At 41.1% G+C, this 24,074-nt stretch carries 22 protein-coding genes and 3 pseudogenes; 15 read left to right on the plus strand and 10 right to left on the minus strand.

Translation table 11 applies throughout. The features are described from left to right. Positions 1-9: 9 nt before the first annotated feature. The 5 genes and pseudogenes from LBE40_RS04810 to LBE40_RS04830 form a co-directional block, all read right to left on the minus strand. Positions 10-579, minus strand: a complete 570-nt coding sequence (locus tag LBE40_RS04810) for an SMI1/KNR4 family protein (RefSeq protein ID WP_252615156.1) — start codon at positions 577-579, stop codon at positions 10-12. Then, positions 576-1,046, minus strand: a complete 471-nt coding sequence (locus LBE40_RS04815; RefSeq protein WP_252615157.1) for an SMI1/KNR4 family protein — start codon at positions 1,044-1,046, stop codon at positions 576-578. Before LBE40_RS04815 ends, LBE40_RS04810 begins: the two co-directional genes overlap by 4 nt. Beyond that, positions 1,043-8,667: pseudogene (locus LBE40_RS04820) on the minus strand (two-partner secretion domain-containing protein). The gene LBE40_RS04815 and the pseudogene LBE40_RS04820 overlap by 4 nt, the downstream one beginning before the upstream one ends. A gap of 92 nt (positions 8,668-8,759) precedes the next feature. Continuing rightward, entirely contained in the window at positions 8,760-10,538 is a 1,779-nt protein-coding gene (locus LBE40_RS04825) for a ShlB/FhaC/HecB family hemolysin secretion/activation protein (RefSeq protein WP_004861447.1), read from the minus strand. Positions 10,539-10,541: 3 nt separating this feature from the next. Continuing rightward, positions 10,542-10,712: a hypothetical protein gene (locus LBE40_RS04830; protein ID WP_004861449.1), complete on the minus strand. Its 171-nt coding sequence runs from the start codon at positions 10,710-10,712 to the stop codon at positions 10,542-10,544. Between the two features lie 326 nt (positions 10,713-11,038). On the opposite strand from LBE40_RS04830, the gene LBE40_RS04835 reads away from it, so the two are divergent. The 11 genes and pseudogenes from LBE40_RS04835 (at position 11,039) to LBE40_RS04885 (ending at position 18,931) form a co-directional block, all read left to right on the plus strand. After that, positions 11,039-11,185: a hypothetical protein gene (locus LBE40_RS04835; RefSeq protein WP_004861452.1), complete on the plus strand. Its 147-nt coding sequence runs from the start codon at positions 11,039-11,041 to the stop codon at positions 11,183-11,185. A gap of 615 nt (positions 11,186-11,800) precedes the next feature. Further along, positions 11,801-12,547, plus strand: coding sequence for an LbetaH domain-containing protein (locus LBE40_RS04840; protein ID WP_040297161.1), 747 nt, complete (start codon positions 11,801-11,803; stop codon positions 12,545-12,547). Positions 12,548-12,629: 82 nt separating this feature from the next. Beyond that, positions 12,630-13,184, plus strand: a complete 555-nt coding sequence (locus LBE40_RS04845) for a hypothetical protein (RefSeq protein ID WP_004861464.1) — start codon at positions 12,630-12,632, stop codon at positions 13,182-13,184. A gap of 96 nt (positions 13,185-13,280) precedes the next feature. Then, a complete protein-coding gene (locus tag LBE40_RS04850; protein ID WP_252615158.1) occupies positions 13,281-14,060 on the plus strand; it encodes an LbetaH domain-containing protein in 780 nt (259 codons plus the stop codon). A gap of 1,356 nt (positions 14,061-15,416) precedes the next feature. Then, a pseudogene (locus LBE40_RS04855) lies at positions 15,417-15,668 on the plus strand (single-stranded DNA-binding protein); the annotation flags it as partial. Between the two features lie 10 nt (positions 15,669-15,678). Then, a complete protein-coding gene (locus tag LBE40_RS04860) occupies positions 15,679-16,215 on the plus strand; it encodes a hypothetical protein (protein WP_252615159.1) in 537 nt (178 codons plus the stop codon). A gap of 67 nt (positions 16,216-16,282) precedes the next feature. Further along, the gene (locus tag LBE40_RS04865) at positions 16,283-16,483 is read left to right on the plus strand and encodes a type II toxin-antitoxin system HicA family toxin (protein ID WP_004861476.1); all 201 of its coding nucleotides are present in this window, start codon (positions 16,283-16,285) and stop codon (positions 16,481-16,483) included. Further along, positions 16,480-16,875, plus strand: coding sequence for a type II toxin-antitoxin system HicB family antitoxin (locus tag LBE40_RS04870; RefSeq protein ID WP_004861478.1), 396 nt, complete (start codon positions 16,480-16,482; stop codon positions 16,873-16,875). The genes LBE40_RS04865 and LBE40_RS04870 overlap by 4 nt, the downstream gene beginning before the upstream one ends. Before the next feature lie 496 nt (positions 16,876-17,371). Then, positions 17,372-17,692, plus strand: a complete 321-nt coding sequence (locus LBE40_RS04875) for a hypothetical protein (RefSeq protein WP_004861484.1) — start codon at positions 17,372-17,374, stop codon at positions 17,690-17,692. A 3-nt stretch (positions 17,693-17,695) separates the two neighbouring features. Beyond that, positions 17,696-18,280, plus strand: a complete 585-nt coding sequence (locus tag LBE40_RS04880) for a hypothetical protein (protein ID WP_252615160.1) — start codon at positions 17,696-17,698, stop codon at positions 18,278-18,280. Between the two features lie 354 nt (positions 18,281-18,634). Further along, on the plus strand, positions 18,635-18,931 hold the full coding sequence (locus LBE40_RS04885) for a hypothetical protein (RefSeq protein WP_245256423.1): 297 nt from the start codon (positions 18,635-18,637) through the stop codon (positions 18,929-18,931). Between the two features lie 46 nt (positions 18,932-18,977). Here LBE40_RS04885 and LBE40_RS04890 read toward each other — a convergent pair whose 3' ends face one another. From LBE40_RS04890 to LBE40_RS04910, 5 genes are all read right to left on the minus strand, one after another. After that, complete coding sequence (locus tag LBE40_RS04890) at positions 18,978-19,259, minus strand: type II toxin-antitoxin system YafQ family toxin (RefSeq protein ID WP_004861497.1); 282 nt, start codon at positions 19,257-19,259, stop codon at positions 18,978-18,980. Continuing rightward, positions 19,246-19,509, minus strand: coding sequence for a type II toxin-antitoxin system RelB/DinJ family antitoxin (locus LBE40_RS04895; RefSeq protein ID WP_004861501.1), 264 nt, complete (start codon positions 19,507-19,509; stop codon positions 19,246-19,248). The genes LBE40_RS04890 and LBE40_RS04895 overlap by 14 nt, the downstream gene beginning before the upstream one ends. 126 nt (positions 19,510-19,635) lie before the next feature. After that, entirely contained in the window at positions 19,636-19,779 is a 144-nt protein-coding gene (locus LBE40_RS04900; RefSeq protein ID WP_252615241.1) for a hypothetical protein, read from the minus strand. Positions 19,780-19,919: 140 nt separating this feature from the next. Further along, positions 19,920-20,216, minus strand: a complete 297-nt coding sequence (locus tag LBE40_RS04905) for a HigA family addiction module antitoxin (RefSeq protein ID WP_004861504.1) — start codon at positions 20,214-20,216, stop codon at positions 19,920-19,922. A 16-nt stretch (positions 20,217-20,232) separates the two neighbouring features. After that, positions 20,233-20,547, minus strand: coding sequence for a type II toxin-antitoxin system RelE/ParE family toxin (locus LBE40_RS04910; protein WP_004861506.1), 315 nt, complete (start codon positions 20,545-20,547; stop codon positions 20,233-20,235). Positions 20,548-20,609: 62 nt separating this feature from the next. Between LBE40_RS04910 and LBE40_RS04915 the strand changes: the two genes are divergently transcribed. From LBE40_RS04915 to LBE40_RS04930, 4 genes and pseudogenes are all read left to right on the plus strand, one after another. Beyond that, positions 20,610-21,191: a hypothetical protein gene (locus LBE40_RS04915; protein WP_004861509.1), complete on the plus strand. Its 582-nt coding sequence runs from the start codon at positions 20,610-20,612 to the stop codon at positions 21,189-21,191. Continuing rightward, the gene (locus LBE40_RS04920) at positions 21,184-23,112 is read left to right on the plus strand and encodes a phage terminase large subunit family protein (protein ID WP_004858784.1); all 1,929 of its coding nucleotides are present in this window, start codon (positions 21,184-21,186) and stop codon (positions 23,110-23,112) included. Before LBE40_RS04915 ends, LBE40_RS04920 begins: the two co-directional genes overlap by 8 nt. A gap of 3 nt (positions 23,113-23,115) precedes the next feature. Then, on the plus strand, positions 23,116-23,364 hold the full coding sequence (locus LBE40_RS04925) for a phage head-tail joining protein (RefSeq protein ID WP_004858786.1): 249 nt from the start codon (positions 23,116-23,118) through the stop codon (positions 23,362-23,364). Continuing rightward, positions 23,364-24,011 (plus strand): annotated as a pseudogene (locus LBE40_RS04930) (phage portal protein); the annotation flags it as partial. The gene LBE40_RS04925 and the pseudogene LBE40_RS04930, both read left to right, overlap by 1 nt. Positions 24,012-24,074 lie beyond the last annotated feature (63 nt).

Consider the following 24,074-nt stretch of genomic DNA (forward strand, 5'->3'; position numbering starts at 1 on the left):
CTATCAATTTCACCTCTTCCATAGTTTTTTCCAAAAACTCTTGTAAAAAGGGATAGGTTGCGGAATGGGAGCTTTTTCAGTCTTTTCAATAGGTTGGTCACCTTCAGGTATCTCTTCTCCCACGTGTACTTTAATTCTTTTACAAAGGAATTCATAAAAATTACTTGCGTAATATTCGCAATCTTCAGATGGAAGCCGGACATAGATTGGACATTCACCATCCTGAAACTGCGTATAATCAAAGTAAAATGTTTCACCAAAATCTGTTCTACTCACAACAAGCTGTTCTGGTTTTGCTAAACCATTTTTTATCTCTGTTAAACGGTTGTAAACAATATCACCACCATAAACAGTTTCAAAATCCACACCATAAATGCTAAATATTTCCTCACAACCAATTTCTCCTCCTCCATAATTTTTCAAAAAACTCTTGTAAGAAGATGTGAATTGCAGTTCGAGAATTTTCTCAGCCTTTTCAATTAACACATCATTAACAGCATTGTCTGCAGTACCAAAATTGATACGATCGCTATATTTATTAACTAATTGTGCAACATCAGATAAAGTGTAAGTTTTCATAAATCTTCCCCTGCGTGCTCTTTAATTCTTTTACAGAGAAATTCATAAAAGTTACTTGCGTAATACTGGGGATCGCTAGGTGGAAACTTAAGATAGAGCGGACACTCTCCATCTCGAAACTGAGTATAATCAAAGTAAAAGGTTTCACCAAAATCAGTTCTACTCACAACAAGCTGTTCTGGTTTTGCTAAACCATTTTTTATATCTGTTAAGTGATAATAAACAATATCACCAGCAGGAATACCTACATAATCCCCATAAATGCTAAATATTTCTTCACAACCAATTTCTCCTCCTCCATAATTTTTCAAAAAATCTTTATAAGAAGTTGTGAACTGTAAGCCGAGACTTTCCTCAGCTTTCTTTATCCATATATCATCAGGCGCATCCTCTGCAGTGCCAAAATCGATAACATCCTGATATTTATCAACTAATTGTGCAACATCAGCTAAAGTATAAATTTTCATAGTTTATTCTCCTTGTTTTTTAGCTTCATCTTTTCTTCTATAATTTTAGCCCGTTCCTTCCAATATTTGGGTCTCCACCTATCAAAAATGTCTCTATCAATACCCGATCCCATTGTATTAGGATTAATATGAATAACAGAATGATGTTCATTATGAAACTTATTAGTAACTTCTGCTATGGGGCCATCATGTGTTTGCAGCATATGATGCAATTCAACAGGTTTATTATCGAAGCCTAGAGGTGCTTTTCCTTTTTTCATCCTCTCAATATTGGTACCCCATACTTTTTTCCCTCCTTGTCTCCAAGAAACAATCTGGTTAGGATCAAACAGATCTTCTCTTTGATAGACTTTGTTTGTCTGAGTAATTTTTTCTCCCTTGTTCGTTATTTCAAACTCAACCTCAATGGGATCCGCTGACCAGAATTTTCTTTCCTGACCCAAATATTGAGTTACAACAATTTCATCACTCATCTTTCCAATTGATTGAGCGATTTCTTCTCCTGTCTTAACAGCTGTTGTTTCAGCTTTAGCAGCGAATTTGATGAGATCTTTTTCTAAAAGCGTGCCCGCAAGCTTTACGCCTCCCTTGGCTATTGCAGCAACACCGTCAGTAGCCACTATAGAAGCCACAATATAAGCCGCGTTTCCTACTGCTTCACCTACCGGCTGGCCGGCTTCAAAACCCGCTCTGAGTGCTCCATCCTCCCCTCCTTTGTCCATGTTTTCTTTTACGTGATCTATATACCCTACAAAGGAATCCGTAACACCTCCCCAGAATTGACCAGCTCCTTCCCAGAGTTTACCAGCACCTCCCCAGACATCATTAATTACATGTCCACTCACGGCCCAAGACATTGCTGTCCAACCGCCTTTAAGAGCATTTTGATAGATCTCATCAACTGAACTGTTTCCTATTGCCAGTCCTAATTCTTTAATGTCATGAGCTGTCGCATATATTCCGTTTTCTATTGCTTTTTCGACACCAGAAACCACACCCTTCGCAAGACCTATCCCAAAAATCCTATCTTGCTCTTCACTAATCTCATACCATTTTTCATTAACATCTCTGCGACACTGATCATCAGGACACTCTTTTAGCTCTTTCTCCATCTGAGCGCGTTGTGCACTACCCAAAAAGTTATTTGCTGCGGCATTACCTGCAGCATCGGCACCAGCATTAACATCACCACCAGCAAGGGCAGCGGCAACGCCCCCGGCAGCCCGTGCGATATCAATGGTGTGCTCTCTAAAGTCAGCAAACTGCGCATCAATCTTGGCAGTGATGCGAGCTTGTTCTTCCGCAGTGGGGGTGCGACCGTTGAGATCTCCCACTTCCTCGCGTATAATGCCTTGCATCCACAGTTTAAACTGGAGCATAGCTGTGGCTTCGCCTACAGCACCCCCCACAGCACCGGCAGTGCAAGCGCCACTCGCAACAGCGCCTTTTAGGCAGCCAAGTCCTGCATGGGCAACGATCTGCGTGACCGTGTCTATTTTGCCCTCAGCCTTGGCAGTACCGATTTCTTCCGCCAACGTCTTGCCAGCCGTATCAGACAAAGCTGTACGCAGATTGTTAAAAAAGTTCTTGTCAAAAGAGCCACCCTCAAGAGCCGTTTGAACGCTCGTGCCAATGGCTGCTTTGATCAGGTTCTTTTCTGCTTCACGGGTAATGCGATCGACAAAAGGAGCCGTTTTAGGTAAAGACTGTCCAACACCGGCCATTTCCGTTACTTGGCTGGTTAAGCCCGCCGTTAACATCGAAGAGACAATGCTGAGAACATTCTTGGAAGAACCAAGCTCATGCAATGCTGCGGCAATATCACCGCGATTATTGACAAGAGCTATGGCGCTTTTATTGATCAGCGCTTGCACACCTGCCTGTATCGCCGCATTCATGGCAGTGCTCGAGCCAAGCCCCAATGCACCGGTAATGGCACTGGCTGCACCCGAGGCTGCTCCGCCCGTAACCGCCGTGACAGCCAATGCCACAAGTGCCGCACCAGCTTCTGTCAGACCTTGGGCTTTATAATTCCAGTCTTTAAATTCAGCTTGAACGGCTTGCCAATCAACTTGCTTGGATAATTCTGGATCATCACGCAGTTGTTTAATCCATGACAATCCTGGAGAGTGTGACAATTGCTCAAGAGATTTGTCTAAATCACCGGTTTTCTCATATTCAACAACAATGCCATTGCCCGCATCAATCTTCATGCCACCGCCGGCTTCTATGGTCACATGCTTGATGGTCTCTTTCAAATACCCTTTGTCGCTCTCACTCCACCACACAAGGTTTTCGTTACGCTGATAAGTGTCCTTAAAATCTTGATCCTTGTTGCTAAGAAACTGGATCTTCCCCTTATCTGCCGCAAGATGTATCTCACCATCACTTTTCAAGCCTACTGCACCAAGCGTGAGATCCCCATCCTTCGCATGCGCAGAGAACTTGCCACCTGTTTCCACCGTGGTTTTGTCTGTGGTGATTTGTGTGGATTGTTGACGGAATTTATTTTTTTGCTTCGATTTGTCACCTTCTTTGCCCCTAAGGTCTAAGTCATAGCTGCTAAAGTTTTGCACCGAAGTCATGGTGAGAGAGTTACCACTGGTAAAGTCCGCATCGCCCTTAGCTTTAACCTTAGCCCCATTCACGATGAGAGCACCGTTCGTAACAATGGTAAGATTCTCACCACTGTTGACTTCACTCAAACGATGATCACGGCTTTGAGCATCATAATGCCCTTTTTCCAATGTCTCCTTATGTTCGCTCTCCAACGCCAATGCGCCAATCATGCCTGTGCCACCGATAATCATCGTCATCGGACCGCCACTGGTGAATGCCCCTCCTTCTGCACCAAGATCTCCAAGGGATTGAATGCTCAAAGCATGATCAGAAAGGATTTGCGCCTTCTGCCCAGCTCTATCAACAAAACCATTTGCATTCTTGTCACGGATTTTAGCGGTGCTATTGATAATCGTATTACCCGTCATGGTGATCACATCACCATGAATAACACCAGAAGAATTGGCTAAAAGACCATCACTGCTCAGATCAACAGCACCGCTGCCAAGCAAAAACCCACCATCATTGAACAAAGTCTTCGTGGTTTTTATATGGAGTGCATTATCACTAAAGACCGCACCGCTATTGGTCAGACGTTCTGCTGCTAAAGTGATGCCATGGCCTTTTAAATGAGCACTGGCGAGACTGCCTTGGTGGGTTTGTGACCCCCTGATGCCAAATAAACGCGCGGCACCAAGACCTCTTTTCCATCCACAAGGTGGGTTTCAAGCCAGATCATGTCCTTTTTGATCCCAGCAATCTGCTGAGGCGTTAATGGCACTCCTAGCTCTAACCCCAAGGGGCCTTGCTGCTCTACAGCATTGTCATAAAGCCTTTGCATTTGAGCATTGGGATCTTCAACATCAAGAAGAGTGCGATTGCCTGTGAGTTCAAAAATTTGCTCACGCACCAGACGATATTCATAATAGGCATCCCCCAACCTTTTAAACACTTGCTCGGGCTTATAATTGCCAACCCTTTTGAGGAAGTAGTCAGAACCTAAAAATTTGCTTGGATTGACAAAATCTGGACGCGTCTCAACTAAAAACGGCACATCCGGTGATTGGCTGCCAGCAAGCTCTGTCTTAACAGAGCTAAGCCCATCTTGTGTTGGTACTTGTATGGTTTCTGTTGCTGGTGTTTGGATGCTCGGTGCAAAAAGCCCTTTGTGCCCTGTTAAACCATTGATAATACCGTCTAAGCGTTCATTGCTGATCAGCGGTTTTGAGCCGTCAAAGTCATTATTTTTAACCCCAGCCAAGCCTTTATCGCCAGAACTTAAGCCAACTTGCTCAACCCCTTCACGCACCGCATGATTATCAATATATCCCGTAATTTTGGCATCAAGCGTGCCACCAGCTTCAATCGTGCCATAAACTGCATCATAAGTGCGCGTGGCTGTTTGGATATCAGTATAATGTCCCTCATCTTTTATGCCTCCTCCATGACACCCTATATTCCACGGCCTGCATTTCTTCTCCCTGCGATGCGTTTCAGTTACAACCTTAGTTGTTTCGGTTAAATCGCGCCCCTCATTGAGCAGTGTATCGCCATGCATCACAATGTTGCCATTAGCAGCAATTAAGCTATAGCTATTGCGAATATCGCCGGCATTAATTGTCAGATGACGCCCTGCCAAAATCTGGGCAGCATTATTGGTAAAATGAGGCTGCTGACGAATGATCGTTGTGTCGACATCTTTCTTTATCTGATGGTGTCTAACTTCAGTTTTTTCCCATGTTCCTCGCACATAACTATGGCCAACCACTTTATCGCTAACCTCAACCCCACCTTCACGCATGTTGGTAAGCGCTGAGACATCGAAGGTCATATCACCGGATACGGCTTCTAAAAGACCCGAACTGTTGATGACATGACCAGCCCGCTCTCCACTAAGCCCACGAATAGTTAAATTGTCTTCGGCAATGACATCGCCAAACTTATTGAGCAAAGAGCCATTCAAGGAAAGCGTTGCGGATTTCTTAGCGTAAATCAGCCCGCTATTGCTCAGATCACCGCTCACATTGAGTGCAACCCCATCACCACTTGAACCAATACTGCCGGTATTGTCCAAAACATCGGCGGTTAAAACAAAAGCGCCACCACTTTTGAGAACGCCGCCTTCACCATTTAAAACCAGAGCGACTTGCTCCAATGAGGGATCATGCTTTGCTGCCACAAGTGTGAAAGCGCCATTGGATAAAAGCTGACCGGTGTTTGCTAAAGAACCAAGCTTCGCATCAACAACACTCCCCACCATAATGCCGTAATTGCTTAAAACACCTTTACTGTTGAGAGTAAGCGCCCCACCTTGTGCCTCAACAAGTCCCGCTTGGGTGAGGGTATCCGCTGTAAGAGCCACATCATAGGCAGCAACCTCACTTGGTGTGCCCATCATCAATGTACCATCACTAGAAAGCTCCACCCGCGCTTTTGAAACAATACGTCCTATTTGGTTGAGATTTTTTTGTGCATGCACAGTGATTGCGCCATTGCTTTCTATCGCACCACTATTGGTGAAATCACCATGACTTTTGAGGTAAAGGTCACCACTCTCAACCTCTATGCGCCCTGTCTGCGTGATATCATCCGCAACAACACTAACTGCTCCTTGCGTGGAGATGAGACTGTCAATATTTTCAAAAGCACCAACATCAATGCGCAAACCACCACGTGCTAAGATGTATGCTGCCTCTTCATTGGATTTGCTCTCCTGTCGGCCTAAATTTGCTGCCCCATCGCCCTTATTGCTTAAAGACGCAGCCACAAGCTTCATTTCGCCCGTAACAACACTGAGAACACCCGCTTCATTGACCACACGCCCAGCACGTTCTTGCTCAAGTCCGCCTATAGTCAAACTGTCTTCGGCAATGATCTTGCCATGCTTGTTGGTAAGAGCACCATCTAGGGACAATGCCGCAGATTTCTTGGCATAAATCAGCCCGCTATTGCTCATATCCCCTGCCACATTAAGCGCAACGCTCTCACCACTAGAACCAAGTGCACCCGCATTGTGTAATTGCCCTGCGATCACAACAAAAACGCCACCACTCTGAAGCAGAGCATCAGACGCATTCTCAAGAAAAGCTTGTTGGGAGGAAGCTTGTTGACTATTTACTCCCTCTTGTGCGTTCAGCATCAGATGCAAATCATGAATTGCAATAAGCGTGCCATGGTTTGTAAGGGCACCGGCATGCGCATTGATGTTCTCACCACGCATCATGCCGTTATTTGCGACCCCATCACGCACTTGAAAGCTTAAAGTTCCACCTTGTGCTTCTATAGTCCCCGCTTGGGTTAGCCCACCCGCGCTCAAGCCCACATCATGACCTAAAAGCGTACTGTTCGTGCTGGTTGTAACCATGCCACCCGCTGTCACGGCAACCTTCTGCACACCGATAATATCACCCTTGTGATTGAGGGCACCATGGGCATCCAGCGTTACCTCCCCATTGGACAAAACAATGCCTTCTTGAACAAGATCACCGCTACGCGCATAAAGGTCTACTTTTTGTTCTGCAACTAAATGAGCGCCTGATCTAAGCTGTGCTGCTTCCACCAAAAGAGAGCCGCCGGCACTATAGTGACCAGCCCCTATGGTGAGGGCATCATCGGCTTTCACAAGAACATTCCCCTTGGCTCCAATATGATTGTTTAAAGCGCTAATTTGATTGGTTTTAATCGTCAGATCGCCAAGGGAAGAGACCCCAGCCTGATCATTGTCTTGCACACGACTTAAGTCAATTTCTGCTGCTTGGATCTCTAAAAGATTGCTCGCTGCTATTCGCCCATTCCCCGCCTCAAGCTTCGTTGCCTGTAAGTGCAAAGAACCCGTAGCACTCTGTGTGCCATCGCTGCCTATACCACTCGCCAACAGCGCATCACGCTCAAGTTTAATCCTATTGGCGTGCACTGTCACAACATCACCTGCCGCAACGCGTGCATGCTCTGCAAGCTCAACATTGTTCAAAGCCTTCAGTTCAACCGCTTCTTCTGAAAAAAGAAGATCTTGCACATGCACACTGTCGTGATGGGAGTGAGCCTTCAAAGCTCCTTTGGCACGTGCTTTGGCAAGCACCAGCTTACCATCACTTGTCAATCTCATGGCGCCTGCATTGGCAACCATGTTCCCATTCATTTTAACACCAGCACCTTTATCGTTGGCCAGAACGCGGATCTGACCCGCATACATTCCGCCAAACTCGCTGGAATCAATCGCCAATTCTGGCTCTTTACCATCAGAGCCTAGTGATGTTGCTTCTCGTTTGTGATAATCAAAATGATTATGCCCCGCGACAACAGCCAACTCTCCTTTGACCTGTATGGGACCCTCTACACTGATCTTGCGCGAAACAAGATCAAAAATATCCACTGAGCTTCCATCAGCGCCACGAGATCCAATGGTGATGTTGCCACCTTCAACGCGAAAACCGCTTAAAACCCCATCGGCTCCAATAATTGGCTGTCCGCTCGATAAGGTTACCCGCGGTGTATTGATAAAGCCGCAACCGTTACAAGTAATTCCATTGGGATTGGCAACAATAACATCAGCCGCTTGCCCATGAACCTCACTCATCCCTTCAAGACGCGAGCGATTGGTGCTCACCACTTCATTGAGAATAACCTTTGCCGACCCAACACCCCGCAAATTGCTATTGCCAATCACCAAACCACCAAGCTGTGAAGGCGAAACCTCCTTGGTGGAATTATTTAAAATCACGCCATGGGCATCAACATTGAAACTGTCATATTTATTATGAGAAAGTCCCTGCCCATTGGGACGTGCAATATCAATCAAAGGCACACCATTGCTGGCGGCTCCCACCGTGGGGTGGTAAGCAGAGCCAACCCCCTCTGCCGCTTTAATTCCTTGGTTCTCTTGTACAACAGGGCTTTGTGCCCCCATTGCTTGCGCTTGCACTAACAGAGGCTGAAAAGCCAAGCAAAAGCTTAAAACCAGTGAAAGCCCCTTGTGCGCCCCTTGTTGCAAAATACCAAGAGCGCGTTGCCCTAGCGCACATCCATATCCCAATTTATGCTTTTGATCTTTTAATCCCCGCATCTTCCGCTCCTTATAAATCTTCTCTCTTTTTGTAAAAAATAACCCCAAACGGGGTGTAAACAGCTAAGCGATCATCTAACCGCCTCTTTACTTTAAAACCTCAACAAAGTTCGTATTTGAAATATTCCAGCAGAATTCCCCTGCTCTTTCGCTGTTAATTGGCTCAAAATATTCGAATAAGACAGATCCATATCCAAAATCTCTCCGCTTGCATGGAAACCCACACTTGCTCCAACAAGACTGCCACCAAAACTGTTTTTGTCTGCATTATTGGCAGCTCTCCCTAAATCAAGCGCCACATAAGGTGCAAATTGGCTCATAAATTTACGCCCCATTCTCGAAGAAAAAGCTGGCAATAACAGCGACAATTCATTGCGCCAAAGCACTCCATTATTGCTGTAATAAACCGCCTCACGCACTCCACGAACAGATGAACTACCACCAAGCGACATTTGCTCTGAACTAAACAAAGTATCAGGCGACAATTGTCCGGAGAACAAAGTGTTATAGCGGAAATTATACTGGTGAAGCGAAAAGGGACGCATATAGCTTAGGGAAAAAGACAATTTGGAAAATTGCCCTTTCGGCGCGTTTTTTGTTGCATTCTCATTTTTTGTTGAAGTTTCTTGCTCTTTATCATCGTAAGCGCCAAGAATTGCTAATCCCTTATGAAACCCTATATGAGCGCTTAATTCTCCTCCCTGCCACTTGCGCGAATGATCAAGCTCAAAAACCGCAATAGCCAATTTGCGGCTGGAAACATCAACCCTACTGCCCATAATAAAATTATCAGAATATTTCCATGTCAACCGCCCTGTAAGCCACGTCTTGCCCTCTTGATCGCGGTCGATAACCCGTGAAATCCACGGCGTCAGCGATAAAGACTTACCCGCAGTCATAATATCGGAAAATATCCCCTTAATGGTCGAATGATATTGGCTCCAAACCCCATCCAAACCCGCTGTCCAATAACCATAGGGAATGGAAAATGAACCTGTTATCGTATCACTATTGGGACGCTTGCCCGAAAAATGATACGGACCACCATCCATGGAGCGCTGATAACTAAACGACCATTGATCATTGCCCCTTAACAAATCATCAAAAGAAAGGCTTAAGCGCGTTTGATAAATTCCTGTTGCTTTAGCACCAAGATTATCGCTGGAAAGCGTGATGAGCCAAGGTTTCTGTTTTTCAATGTGAATATCAAGAATGGAACCACCAGAATTGCCTCCAGCACCAAGGTTAATGGTGGCTTGGCGAGAAAAAAGCCTATTGATTTGATCAAGCCCTTGCTCTATCTGGCGCAAATTGGTTGGCTTCCCAATCAGATCTGGAAATGCCGTAATGATTTCTCCTTGAAGTCTCCTCTCAACTTTATGCCCATCGAAGGTAATCGCTTCCATCACACCTTCAACAACAACAATCTTGAGATGACCGCCACTTAAATCTTGCTCGGGCAAATAAGCCCGCACCGCAATATAACCGCGCTTCATATAAAGCTTGGTCACCGCTTTAAGCACTTGGTTGATTTCGGCAATACCCAAACACCGCCCTTCCCAAAGAGAAATGGCTTCATGAAGATCGGTGTGAGAAATCAACTGAGCACCAACAAGTTCAATGCTTTTGATCGGTAAACAGGTTTTCTCTGTTGAAACACCATCAGAAGCTCTAGAGCCATCATCGGGTAAAGATATCCTACGCGTTTCTCTCCTACGATGTAATTGTTGAAAATGCTGTTCTTGTGTTTGTTGACGTTGTATCCTCTCGGATTGATCAATCGCTTGATCACGAATGCTTTGTGCAAAACTCGGCAACGAAAAAAGACACAAAAAAGCCGCGGCATACACAAAAAATAAAAAACAGCGCATTCATTATGCCCCCTCAAAGTGAGCAACAAAATGAACCATATCATCAGCGTCACAGAAAAAATCGCTAATCGCGTAACAATTTTTTAACTTTTTGATGAGAATAATGCTGCTAAAATCTAAGAGAAAAGCATAAACTATAGTATATACATCCGCTTCATTGTCGGTGCGAACCATATCATTCCCCCCGCTTTTGAAAATTTTACAATGATACTGTTAAACGACAATCATCCACTCTATATGTTTCTTAATTTTAAGGTGCTATACGTAATATAATTTTGAGGTTCAAGTAAAGCCTTTTATTCACAGAATATATCTAATTTATTGGAACTGTTACATATTAGAGACAACAAAAACTACCACTTATTATGACATGATAAAAAATAGCATAACAATAACTTATTTACTAAAATAAGCAAAAAAAGTTTGTGATAACATGACTGATGTGGTGCTAGCACATTTTAAAACTGCTTAGTGTTAAGACCTATAAAAAGAGTGGCATTGTGAATGATACCAATCACTATGCTGTTGAAACCGTTGGCAACCCTGCTTACCCTTTAGAATTGTTTCAAAGGGTTATTCCCGTAAGTTTAGAAAAAATGAAAATCGTTAAGAGCTTACCAAAATTAGAAATAAGAGAAACTGAATGACTTATAAAGTATGCTAACATAATGGGTATGATAAACTCACAAGGGGTATAGATTATAGCGATTAGTCTATACCTCTCTTATTAAGTTGCTTACATACAATCTTAAAAGGAGTGTTTATCATGTGTTATTCTAAAAGATAAGGCTTTGCACTTTTAAACACTCTACTTTGGATTGCTTTTAAAAGACTATATCGTAATCTAAAATGATAGATGTATACTTTTCGAAAGCTCTGTTTAAAGAGAGTTCAATAATCTCTATAATTATCAATCTCTCTTTAGATGTTTTATAACAAATAAATCACATTATCATCTTTATCATTTCCCTTATGAAAATGAAAAATGATGCCATGACTATAAAGAACATAACAGCTATAGAGAAAGCAAAAATGCAAATGAAGGCATTGGTTATAAGAGCGCGGTGCTATTAAGGTTGTTTACATTAGAGACCCTTATAAACAAAATTCACAAAAAATTTAAAATTCATTTAGTAAAAAAAACTGATAGGTTATAAATATAAAAATACGCATAATAAGAGCGTTTCTAAATATTATAAATGTATAGATTCAAAAAATAACGCAATCATTTTATAAAGCCCATAATATAGCTTTAAAAGCACATAAATATAAAAGAAGCAATTGATAATCATACGACAATATCAATACACAACGTATTTAAAAAATACGAATTTATTGATGACTGTGAATATATAGATGGTCATTTCTTAACTCGCATTCGTGCTTTAAGAGATTTTGATGATGTCAAAAAAGGCGATTTAGGGGGGTATATTGAAAATGAAAACAACCTCTCTCATGAGGGTAATTGCTGGGTTTATAATAAAGCGCGGGTCTTTGAAAATGCACGCGTCTTTGGAAATGCTAAAGTAAAAAGCTTTTTTGTCGACGTCTATGGCAATGCTCAAATTTATGGAAATGCTATTTTTGAAGGCATGACATTAAAAGACAATGCGAAGCTGTCGGGCAATGCACATGCTAGCAACGCCGTTGTAATTGAAGGAAATGCACAAATTTATGATAACGCCCGGGTAACTGATCATGCTCATATTTCTGATAATGCTGTCATTTGTGATGATGCCCATGTCGGAGGCAATGCAAAAATAAGTGGCTCTGCTTATATTTGTGATGAATCGCGTGTTTTTGATGATGCCGTTATTTGTGATGCTCTTATCTCTGGCAATTCTTATATTCACAGCAATGTCTCTCTAACCGCTAATGAAGATATCTGTGATGATGCATATCCTGAGTTTGGTAGCGAAGATGATTATTATCGTCATGAATATTATGCTGATTGTGAGGGCTATTATGACGATGATAATGACAGCCAATATGAAAGTGACGCTGCGTAATTGAACGCACGGGTGGTGCGGGGGCGCCCTCCTTTCAAATTCTTTCATGCAAAAATTTAATCTCTTATAAAGGAATTGTGCTATGCAAAAGAAGTTTGCACTCACAAAAGAGACACGTGTATTTGGTGAATATGTTCTTTACCGTATTAAAGCATTAAAAGACTTTGCTGATGTTAAGGCTGGTGACCTTGGTGGCTTTATAGAAAAGGAAGATAACCTCTCTCATGAGGGCAATTGCTGGGTGTATAATGAAGCTCTTGTGTTTAAAAATGGTCGGGTTTATGAAAATGCAAGGGTTTTTGACAATGCTATCACTTGTGGTCATATCTATGGTCATGCGCGGGTTTATGACAATGCTGTTATTTCTGATAATTCCCGTGTCTATGGCAATGCTCATGTTTATGGCAAGGCTATTATTTATGATAATGCCTATGTATATGACAATGCTAGGGTTTATGAAAACGCCCGTATAGCAAATAACGTGCATGTTTGTGAAAATGCTCATATCCATGGCATTGCTGTTATTCGTGAAAATGTTGGTGGGTCTACTGAGATTAAAACCTATATTGAACGGCTCTCCCCTTATGGTGAATTAGAGATTGTCTATGTCTCACCAAAAATAAAGCAGCATAATTGAACGCATGGGTGGTGCGGGGGCGCCCCCTTTTCAACCAAATATTCCCATTCCAAATTTTAGCAAATCTTTATCACATTAGATTGTGAAGGTGTTCTTATGTGCAAAAAATACATTATAACAAATGAAAGCAAACAAATTAAAGATCGGATGACTAAACAGATTACAAACCTTTATCGCATTAAAGCTCTAAAAGATTTTGATGATGTCAAAGCTGGCGATCTAGGCGGCTTTATTGAAAAGGAAGCCAATCTCTCTCATGAGGGCAATTGCTGGGTTTATGATGATGCATGGGTTTATGGGCATGCCCGTATTTGTGACAATGCAAAAATACGTCATAACTCTCAAATCTGTGGTCATGTCTATGGCAATGCTGAGATTTATGGCAAGGCTTTTATCTCTCAATATGCAAAAATTTATGACAATGCTTGTGTCTATGGAATTGCCCATGTGGCTGGTTATGTTTATGGCAATGCCCATGTGGGAGGGAGCGCCCGTATTTATACAGAAGCACATATTTATGACAATGCTCTCCTTTCTCATAATGCGTGGATTTATAATTATGCAAGGGGTTATGGGCATGCTCAGGTTTCGGGCTCTGTCTGTGTTTACAGCCATGCTAAGATTTATAATTATGCTGTTGTTAATAGCCGTGCAAAAATTTATGGCAAGGTTTATGGCAATGCTAGCGTGGGGGGCAATGCTGAGGTTTATGGTTCTGTTTATGGCAATGCAAAGATCTCATATTATGCAAAGGTCTGGGGTAAAGCTTATGGCAAGGCAAAATTAAACAGACAAAGTAAGCTAAGGGTGGTACCCAAAAATTGTGAGGTTTATGAAAGCGATAATGTTGTCAAGATTGTTGATACAGAAGAGTAAAAAAACAAGCGTGGGGGCGCTTTTCTTATGGCTATAAGCGCATCATAAAAGAGAGAAAAAGAAAGCCGTACCATTTACGTGACGCGGCTTATGAATGAAGATATAACGAATGAATCATAAATATGAGTTTACCAATAAATGGTAATGCCTGTATACAAAACATATCATATTGCAAGCGCTCTATGAGAGATATGAAAACTTATCAAAAGGAACGTAAATGATAGGTATGATCTTGATAGCATTCATTTGAATAAGAGAAACTATAAACGCTTTATAGATTTATCAATCCAATCAAAAGAAATATGTATTAAGTGAATAGTTTGTAACAAAATCCGTTTTTACATTTACGAGCGTTGGTTTTTTAAAACAGCTTTTCATAAGATAAATAAACAAACGCTTTTATCAAACGCAAAGCTTTAAAAACTGTTATAAACATCAGTTTCAAACGTTTAAACGTTCATTCAGAAAGGTTCTCATAAATGCCTTTTCTCTTTGCACTCAAACGTAGCTTCTTTATAAATTAGCCGGTCCATTTTTGGGCTCGTTAAAATCAACCACCCCAATTTTGGGGGCGTTATCCTTTAAATAGAGGCATTCATTCTTTAAACAATATCGCTTTTGACTCCAAAATTGAGTAAAATCCCATGCCTTTATGATGTTACAATGATTTTGAACTTTGCTTGCTTATCTTGTCTCAATAGGTGCTTCCAAATTTGGGGTGACTAAAATCTCTCAATCCAAATTTGGATCAACCCTATTTGGCTTCGTATTTTTAAACTATAACTTTTAAAACGTTTTTTTCTTTCTTGCATTATGTCATTAAAAGGCTTTTGATTTCATACCTGCTATTTCGTACCTTGGTAAAAAAATACCGCGGTTATAAAATTGATCTTATCTTTAAATCTTTTTATGCAATCTTTAAAAGGTTCGGTGTTATGATGATGCTGTTATGACAGCTCTCTATTTTGCGCTCGCCAATTTTGGCGAATGTTAATTTGTTCCTTATGCTATTAACAAACCAATCTTTAAAACAAGATGTGATCTTTAAACGTATGTTATTGAAAATTCCAAACAACTAAATTTTAAAACAATGCGATTTTTAAGTGATAAAAACGTATCATAAAATTTATGAACTGTTATGAATGATAGCTGCTTTTCATTTCATTTGAATACACACATGCGTTATAATATTTACATCATGATTAGCTTTTTATGCTCTATTCATACATGGCAATCTTATGTAAAAAATGGTCAAATGAATCATACATAAAAGTATGGATTCTTAAGTGGATTCATATAAAATAATTGCACTCAACATATTGACTTTATTAGTTTTTTATGTATAATATGATGCTGTATCTCAACAAAGGTTCAAAGGTTTATGTAGAGGGCAAATTACAGACACGTAAATGGAAAGATAAAAACGGTGGTGAACATCTTGCAACAGAGATTGTCTTACCACAATTCAAAGGTGAATTGTATTTGCTTGATGCTAAGAAAGAGCAATCTGCACCCCCTACCCCTTCACTCATTACTTCTCAAAGTTATGCTATCGCTTCAGGGGCTGCTGATCATAGCATATCTCTTAATGATCGCATACCATTCTGATTGATAAAATATGACAAAAAGAAAAAAACGTGCAAAACGTGGTCGTCCACGGATTAACGGATGTGTGAGAGAACCAAATGGACGCATCTCACGAGCAAAAACACCGCATGACCCCATGGATAAATTGGCAATTGAAATGCGCGCTAAGCGCTTTGGTCTAACCATAGAAGACGCTAAAAATCCGCTTTCCGGTACCTATATCGGGCGACTTTATTTGCAAGGCGAACTCAATCGAGACCAATATGATGCTGCACAAAAATATCTTGAAGTGAGAAACAATTATCTATGTGCAAAAGCCTTGCCTAGTGCTATTTATGATGAAATGCCTAAAACTTCTGATAACGGAGCAAGAGAGAAATGGGTACAGATAGCAACAGAACATCTTGTAGCTGTAAAAGGTGTTGTTCAAGAAGCGCAGTGTTTACACCGTCAATATAACCTTCATGCCGCATTACAGTATCTTGTTATAGAAGATCAATCACTACCACATCTTGTGCTTTCATTGCGTATTGCTCTTAATGTGCTTTATAAGCATTTTAGCCGTTAAAAAAGAATTGACATCAGATGAAAAATCATTAAAATGTGTATATATTTACACATTATGAGTTTGGGTAATGGAACAAGATAGCCGAAAAATCATTGCAAAATTAAAGCGTGATGGCTTTGAACTTGTCAAAGTAAAAGGTTCTCATCATAAATTAAAAAAAGATGGTAAGGTTGTTATTGTTCCACACCCTAAAAAAAATCTTCCGATTGGGACAGCACGTTCTATCGCACAACAAGCAGGCTGGTTAAAAAAAGGAGAAGAAGAATGAAAAGATTTTTTGCTCTTGTTCATAAAGATGAATATTCTGCTTTTGGTGTTCAGTTTCCTGATTTTGAGGGGCTTTTTTCTGCTGCTGATGAGGAAGAAAATTTAATCGCAAATGCAACAGAAGCACTTCAACTTTATTGTGAAGATATAGATATAGTGCCTATTCCTTCAAAATTTGAAGAAGTCATACAACGGGAATCTGTCAAAACAGCTTTGTCAGAAGGAGCTTTTTTAATACAAGTCCCCTTTATTGAAAATGATGCAGAAGTGGTACGTACGAATATATCCATTGAAAGAGGGCTCTTACGTGCAATTGATGATTGTGCACAAGAAAGAGGCTTAACGAGATCTGCTTTTTTGGCAACAGCAGCGCGTCATGAGCTTAATATTTAGCTCATCGATTTGGAGAAATTTCTCACTCTAGATTTTTTTTACAAAAGCGTGTAATTGCATATGACCCGCAAACTATTAATGAAAATCAAAAGGCGGCAGGTAAACAAAACGCTATAATTAAGAGGGATATAACTATCATTGATACCATATACATGGCATCTAATAATTCTGAACCTGTCATTGCCTTTCCCTCCTATAAATAATTTCTCAATAATTTATAAAATCTAAAATGTTTTAGAAAATTCTATATATTCTATTTTAAAATAAAAAACACAATATATTGATTTTTTGTTGACAGTATGTGAAAAATCGTATTTAATGACACCACTGCATTAGTCTTATTGCGTCAAAAATTCAAAAATATCTCCTAAAATTCAGTAAAATGTGAACTTGAAACGTGACTTGAAAGCCCTGTTTTCTGGGTAATTCCGGCTAATCTATTTTTCAAATAACAAAAATCATTAATTGACTAATTTATGACTCGAAAGGAGCAATGATGAAAGCTGTCATCACTAAACCAATGTGTGTGGTTGGCGACAATAAAAGCACTGTTCGCTTTGAACCATCAACACCCAATAATCCATTTGTTGAAATTTCTAATCAGGTCTACGCACGTCTCAAGCGCGCTAATGCTGCAAAACCTTTTGTTGACGTTAAAACAACAGCAAAACCTGAAAAGGCAGTTAAACAAATTAAGCAGATAGAACAAGAAGTCGTACAAACATCATCTGAATCAGCAATAGAAGAAATTTCACTCGAACAGCCCAAAGCATCTAAAGTTTCTAAGCCATCAACACCTACCCCAAAAAAGGCTTAGAAGTTGAAGTTAATCATCCACCAAAAATGGTATCTTCAACAGGTGAAGGATACCTTCACCAGTCTTCAAGCACCACGCCTTAATTGGGCTTTGCGTAATGCTGTAAACACCGCAGCAAAACAAGTCGAACGCTTTGCAGAAAAACAAATTGCCGATGTTACATCAGCCCAATCAAAGCGTGTCAAAAAAGGCGTTTATATTAAAGAAAAGGCTACAGCAACGTTTCTCGAGACAGATATCATTGGTTCTGGAACACCGATACCTCTTAAATTTTTTCAAGCAAAAGAAACAAAACGCAGTGTAACTTACAAAATGTTTGGAAAAAAAGAAATCTTACCTCATGCTTTTATCAAAGGTGGGAGTTTTCCAAAGCGTGTTGAATTAAAAAAGCTGAATGGTAATGTCTTTCAAAGAGCGGATGGAGATCAATTCCCTATTGCAAAACAAGAAGGACCCTCAATTGCTAGAGTGATGTCCAAGCCAGAAATTGCAAGTGCTATTATAAAAAAAGCCAATGAACGATTAATTGCCAACATACAGTACCAACTTGCTCGTCAAGAATATGCCGCCAATAAGAAAGCTAAATAATGTTCTTAAGCTATGTCAACACACTACTCACTTTAATTGTAATTTTTAAAGCAAATTATCACTTGCACTTTGGTTTTTTTTAGAAAAAATACAATGAAATCAATGAAAAAGGTACTTCCCGGCGGGTTGGGTCTGTTGCGGGGCAGGCTAGCGCGAACTATCGCTAGCGACAGAATTTTCAAATTGACTGTACATTGTACACTTAACTAATTGATAAATAATGATTTCAATATGTACACTGTACAGTATATGAAACGTTTTCTTAGCAAGAAGTAATTTTTATTATTTGACAATTCTATAGTAATAGGTATCTTCGAATCGGGTACCTCAAAAACACCTTAAACCAACAGCGGATTGATTACCGAAATAATCAGTCTTCCGCACATTAAAGGCTTTGACTCATTCCGTTATTTTATTGAATGTGAAAAGAAACTAAAAAGCCAATCTGTTGATTATTGTGATGATATACGTTTTGCTTTCCCAAAAGATTGGGATAAGTTGTCTCCAACTAAAAAGGCTGTTTACATTTATGGTCCACTCCATATGCATCTTGTTAAAGCCTTTACGTTGGTAGAAGAGAGCAAACATTATAAAGCTTTAATTAAAGAAGCAAAACAAGTCTTAGAAAGATCTGTCGTAAAAGTTGCTTAATTTAAAAACACATCTTCCCTCCCCGTTCTCAAAATGGGGAGGTGGTTTAAAGATCAAGTTTTGAATGGGAGCCCAGGCGCACTAAAATCAATCGATCTTGACCAATCAAGCGATAAATCAATACTAAGTCAGGTCGAATATGGCAATCTCGATAATTGCTCCAATTCCCAGTCAATGCATGGTCATGATATCGAGCTTCTAAAGGCTGGTCATTTGCTAATGCTGCAATGATTTGGCGCAAATCAGTATCTAAAAGATGCCTATACCGTCCTTTCATTTCACGCTTGAAATCACGTTTGAAGATACTGGTACGTTCAATCGTCCGCATAGAGATCATCAAATAATTCGTCTACGGAATGAAACTTTTTTAAGTTACCTTCCTCTAGTTCTGCAAAAGCCGCTATAGTTTCCGCATTAGGTTGAAACAAGAAGGACGGAATAGCTTTATCTTGTGCAATACGCGTCATCAACACTCTCACAACATCACTTACTGATAAACCTGAAGCTTGAATAACTTGATTAGCGATATTTTGAATTTCTTCTGGTACACGCGCCTGAACCATACGACTAGCAGCCATAACGATCTCTCCTCTTGTAACTGTATTTCAATGTAATGCAATTGAAGTACAATTTCAACTGTAAAGCATTATTTTTTAGAGTGGAAAGGTAGTTTTGTTTAGCAACCGCTTTCTTTTTTAAGACTTTCACCCACGTTTACGACGTTCTTTTGTTACATATTTAAAGAAGGAGGGTGGTAAAACATCTTTAGCTGGCTTTAGACGTGCAAGTTCTTCATCTGTCAATGATGGAGAACCACGGCTTCCAAATCTTCTTTTGTGTAGCCACATCTTATTTTAAAGTTTTTTTTGAAAACCAATAATTCTCGTGTGACTTGGAGCGTATCCGTTTGCATACCGGAATATACACCCGATTATACCGGATCGTCAATTATCTGTTACGTCTTAAAACTTCATGAGTGGAAAGATCATTAAACCCTACATTCAAATTTATTGATTTTGGCAAATTCGTCTGCTTTTTCAGTTTGTAATATACTAACGTCATAAGCAGCTTGCATGTTGAGCCAAAATTCAGCAGTAGTATCAAAAAAATAGGCTAATCTGAGAGCAGTATCGGGAGTCACTGGACTATTTTCAGCAACAATACGTTCTATTCTCGTGCGTGGAACATTTAATGCTTTTGCAAGGGCATAAGCAGAGAGAGCATATTCTTTTAAATATTCCTCTCTTAAAATTTCTCCGGGATGAATAGCAATATAATTTTTCATCTCGACCTCCTACAGATCAATGATAATCTACGATTTCAACTTCATAGGCGCCATTAGAGCGCCATTCAAAACAAATACGAAACTGGTCATTAATACGAATAGAATATTGACCTTTACGCTCTCCTTTCAATGCTTCTAAATGATTTCCTGGAGGACTGCGTAAATCCTTAAGGTCAACCGCTTTATCGAGCATAAACAATTTTCTTTGGGCTATACGTACTAGAGTTGTTGGAAAACCTTTAGGCGAATTACCTTCTAAAAGATCTTTACAACGCTTATCCGCAAAAGATTCAATCACCAAATCACCTTCATTCACTCTTTTATGTATCATAGCATGATACCAATCTAAAGAAAAGGATGAATGTTGAAAAATATTTAGTAAAAGAGATGGCAATGACCAAGAAACATCGTGAGGGTCTATCGGTTCGTGCGTTTGCAAAAAAGATGAGTGTTTCACCTAATGCGGTTGTTTCTCGGATAAAGACAGGTAAATTTGATGCGGCTCTTTTTGAAGATGGGTCTGTCAATGAAGCGCTTGCAACAGCTATCTGGAATGAGAATCCAACAAAACGCCCTGCCTCACTTTTAGCGCCTGATGGAAAGGTGCGGACAAAGATCAAACAAGCCTCCACAGATGGAGCCAATGAATACAAGATAAAACTGGAGCGAATGCAAGTTGCGCTTGAAAGCGAAAAGATTGCCCTTGAACGATTGCGCGAAACCACTGTTGATCGAGAAGAAATGAAAAAGGCGGCACGTGAGTTTGGAAGAGCGCACCGTGATGCTATGTTGAATTTTCCGCATCGTTTTGGTGCGAGCATTGCTGCACAAGTTGGATGTGATGCAGCCAGCCTTATTGGTGCTATTGATTATTACATGAGAACAGCTTTGCTTGAGGCGGTTAATATTCCAGTGCCTTTTCATGACCCTCATTCTCCAGAGTTAGAGCACTTGCAAGAAACGAATAATGGATGACAATGCAGTCGAAGAATTTTTCGCCAATGCCAATGACGCACGACAACCAGACCCACCGTACACGGTTTCGCAATGGGCGGATAAAAATCGATACCTTAGTACTGTAGCAAGTGCTGAGCCTGGGCTTTGGAGAACAAAGCGTACCCCTTATTTGCGCGAAATCATGGATAACCTTTCCTCTTACGTGCCAATTGAAACAACAATTGTCATGAAAGGGGCGCAGATCGGCATGTCTGAAGCAGGATTGAACTTCTGCGGTTATGCTATTCATTACAGTCCGGGACCTGCCCTTTATGTGATGCCAACGGTTGAGACAGCGAAGAAATTGTCAAAGACGCGTCTTGACCCAATGATTATGGCAAGCCCTGCTTTAAGCGAACGCATTGCCCCAGCACGGGCACGCGACAGCGGCAATACAATGTTTTCGAAAGAGTTTGATGGTGGGGCATTGATGCTTACAGGAGCCAACAGTGCTGCCGGTTTGCGTTCCATGCCTATTCGTTATCTGATTTTGGATGAGGTTGATGCCTATCCTCTCAGTGTGGATAACGAAGGTGATCCGGTGATGATAGCGGAAAAGCGGACCTCAACCTTTGTGCAGAGAAAGATTTTTAAATTGTCCACGCCAACACACCGTGACACAAGCCGTATCGCCAAAGATTTCGTGCTAGGAGACCAGCGATATTACAATGTCCCTTGTGATGCGTGTGGTGTTCTACAGCCCATTGTTTGGTCACAAATCAAGTGGCCAAAAGGCGCCCCTGAAAAAGCTGTTTTTGTTTGTGCGCATTGTGGTCATGAACATGCTGAGCACAGAAAAACAGATCTCATGTGTGAAGAAAGAGGAGCATGTTGGCTACCAACCAGTGAGTCAAGCAGACCGAATTTGCGTTCTTACCATATTTCGGCACTCTATTCACCTTGGCTTACTTGGGGGGAATGCGCAAGAGAGTTTTTAGATGCCAAGGATGATCCGGCACTTTTGCAGCCTTTTATCAACACAGTGCTTGGAGAGCCATGGGAGGATAGAACCGGCGAAGTTGTTGACCCTGATAGCCTCTATGCAAAACGTGAAGATTATCCCCTTGCACCAGAACAAGCCGTATTGTTGACAGCGGGTATTGATGTGCAAAATGACCGCTTAGAACTGGAAGTTGTGGGATGGGGACGCAGTGAAGAAAGCTGGCATATTGATTATCACATCATTCCTGGCGACCCCTCTTCTTTTGAAGTATGGGACCAATTGGATGAATATCTTACAAGACGCTGGCCGCATCCAGGCTATAAAGATGGTATTAGGATAACGGCGGCTTGTATTGATACCGGTGGTGGACACACACAAGCGGTTTATAATTACGTGCGCCCGCGTGAGGGACGACGTATCTGGGGGATTAAGGGACAAGCGGGATGGCGTGCGGTATGGCCACGCCGCCCAAGCAGAAACAATAAGGGGCAGATTAATCTCTATATTGTTGGTGTTGACGCAGCAAAAGATATTATCACGGCACGGTTTAAAAAATCCGGTCCTGAAGCATCGGGTGCTGGTGCAACACACTTTCACAAAAACCTTGATCGAGAATATTTTGACCAGCTGACCGCTGAAAGAAAAGTCATCAAATATTTTAAAGGCTTCAAGCGCATTGAATGGCAAAAAAGCGAAAAAGCAAGAAATGAAGCCTTGGACTGTAGGGTTTATGCTTATGCTGCTTTACAAGGTCTGATTTCGGCAGGAATAAACCTTAATCGAGAAGTCGATATCTTAGAAGAGCGTTTGGAAAAACTTAAAATTGAGGGCTCTTTAGAGCAGCCAACACCAAGACATGCCCCCTCTCCTGCTCCAAGAAGATCTCAGATAGCACAGCCTCAAAAGAAGCAATTCAGAACAATGATGAATCCTTATATGCAAGGGGATTGGAGGTAATTTGTGGATGAAACTTTAGAACCAATTAACAGCAAATTTTCGAGACTTGAAAGTTTAAAAAGGCGGCGTGAGCAAATTGAAGAGGCTCTTTATTCGGGAGCGCAATCGGTGCGCCATGGCGATAAGCAAGTAAGCAATCGTTCTGTTGAGGAACTTCGCAGAGCGCTTGAGATGCTGAACACACAAATAGCGGATCTTGAAGGACGCAAGCGTTCACGCGTTTTCTATTTTAATATATCACGAGGCTATTAATGGCTGGCTTTATCAATAAACTCACGGGCTTTTTTACAATTTCTCGTCAACACAATCCCCATTTTGAAGCGGCAAGCAAAAGCCGCCGTATGGGTGGTTTTGACCCCGCAAAAAAACATATTAATAAAGCCATTGAGGAATGCGGTGACACCATTGTCGCCCGTTCAAGATGGCTTTATGACAATGAATCTCTTTATGGTTCTGCAACAGAAGAATGGGTCTCTGCGGCTGTAAGTGATGGGATTAAACCTTATCCTCGTATTGAAGGTTTTCAAGAAGAAAAGAAAAAGCTTTTAGACTTATGGTGGCAATGGGTTGATGAAGCGGACTATGATGAAGATGCCAATTTTTATGGTCTGCAAGCAACGATTGCCCGAGAGGTCTTTTTAACCGGCGAATGCTTTGTAAGACTACACTATGTCGACCTCTACGGGCGCTCTGGTGTGCCACTTCAGTTGCAAATTTATCCAACCGAAATGCTGGATTTGGCTTACAATGGACCTGCTGAGATTGAAGGCAATTACATTCGTATGGGAATTGAATTTAATGCCAGTGGTAAGCGCGTTGCTTATCATTTCTGGGAACATCACCCCTATGATGATGTCCCTGCAAATATGGCATTTGAGAGCCAAGAGCGCGTGCGTGTCAAAGGCTCAGCATAAGTGCGATGGGGAATGCCTTCAATGATTTTGATAATGGTCTTCGCCAAC

The organism is Bartonella taylorii (assembly GCF_023920105.1).
GTDB classification, from domain to species: Bacteria; Pseudomonadota; Alphaproteobacteria; order Rhizobiales; family Rhizobiaceae; genus Bartonella; species Bartonella taylorii.

What these genes read in the sequence shown, in the direction of transcription:
- LBE40_RS04915 (WP_004861509.1), top strand. Translation starts at nt 20,610, where the DNA reads ATGACCAAGAAACATCGTGAGGGTCTATCGGTTCGTGCGTTTGCAAAA.
- LBE40_RS04860 (WP_252615159.1), top strand. Translation starts at nt 15,679, where the DNA reads ATGACAAAAAGAAAAAAACGTGCAAAACGTGGTCGTCCACGGATTAAC.
- LBE40_RS04910 (WP_004861506.1), bottom strand. Translation starts at nt 20,547, where the DNA reads ATGATACATAAAAGAGTGAATGAAGGTGATTTGGTGATTGAATCTTTT.
- LBE40_RS04830 (WP_004861449.1), bottom strand. Translation starts at nt 10,712, where the DNA reads ATGGTTCGCACCGACAATGAAGCGGATGTATATACTATAGTTTATGCT.
- LBE40_RS04845 (WP_004861464.1), top strand. Translation starts at nt 12,630, where the DNA reads ATGCAAAAGAAGTTTGCACTCACAAAAGAGACACGTGTATTTGGTGAA.
- LBE40_RS04865 (WP_004861476.1), top strand. Translation starts at nt 16,283, where the DNA reads ATGGAACAAGATAGCCGAAAAATCATTGCAAAATTAAAGCGTGATGGC.
- LBE40_RS04890 (WP_004861497.1), bottom strand. Translation starts at nt 19,259, where the DNA reads ATGCGGACGATTGAACGTACCAGTATCTTCAAACGTGATTTCAAGCGT.
- LBE40_RS04895 (WP_004861501.1), bottom strand. Translation starts at nt 19,509, where the DNA reads ATGGCTGCTAGTCGTATGGTTCAGGCGCGTGTACCAGAAGAAATTCAA.
- LBE40_RS04815 (WP_252615157.1), bottom strand. Translation starts at nt 1,046, where the DNA reads ATGAAAATTTATACTTTAGCTGATGTTGCACAATTAGTTGATAAATAT.
- LBE40_RS04825 (WP_004861447.1), bottom strand. Translation starts at nt 10,538, where the DNA reads ATGCGCTGTTTTTTATTTTTTGTGTATGCCGCGGCTTTTTTGTGTCTT.
- LBE40_RS04810 (WP_252615156.1), bottom strand. Translation starts at nt 579, where the DNA reads ATGAAAACTTACACTTTATCTGATGTTGCACAATTAGTTAATAAATAT.
- LBE40_RS04870 (WP_004861478.1), top strand. Translation starts at nt 16,480, where the DNA reads ATGAAAAGATTTTTTGCTCTTGTTCATAAAGATGAATATTCTGCTTTT.
- LBE40_RS04900 (WP_252615241.1), bottom strand. Translation starts at nt 19,779, where the DNA reads ATGTGGCTACACAAAAGAAGATTTGGAAGCCGTGGTTCTCCATCATTG.
- LBE40_RS04850 (WP_252615158.1), top strand. Translation starts at nt 13,281, where the DNA reads ATGTGCAAAAAATACATTATAACAAATGAAAGCAAACAAATTAAAGAT.
- LBE40_RS04920 (WP_004858784.1), top strand. Translation starts at nt 21,184, where the DNA reads ATGGATGACAATGCAGTCGAAGAATTTTTCGCCAATGCCAATGACGCA.
- LBE40_RS04875 (WP_004861484.1), top strand. Translation starts at nt 17,372, where the DNA reads ATGAAAGCTGTCATCACTAAACCAATGTGTGTGGTTGGCGACAATAAA.
- LBE40_RS04905 (WP_004861504.1), bottom strand. Translation starts at nt 20,216, where the DNA reads ATGAAAAATTATATTGCTATTCATCCCGGAGAAATTTTAAGAGAGGAA.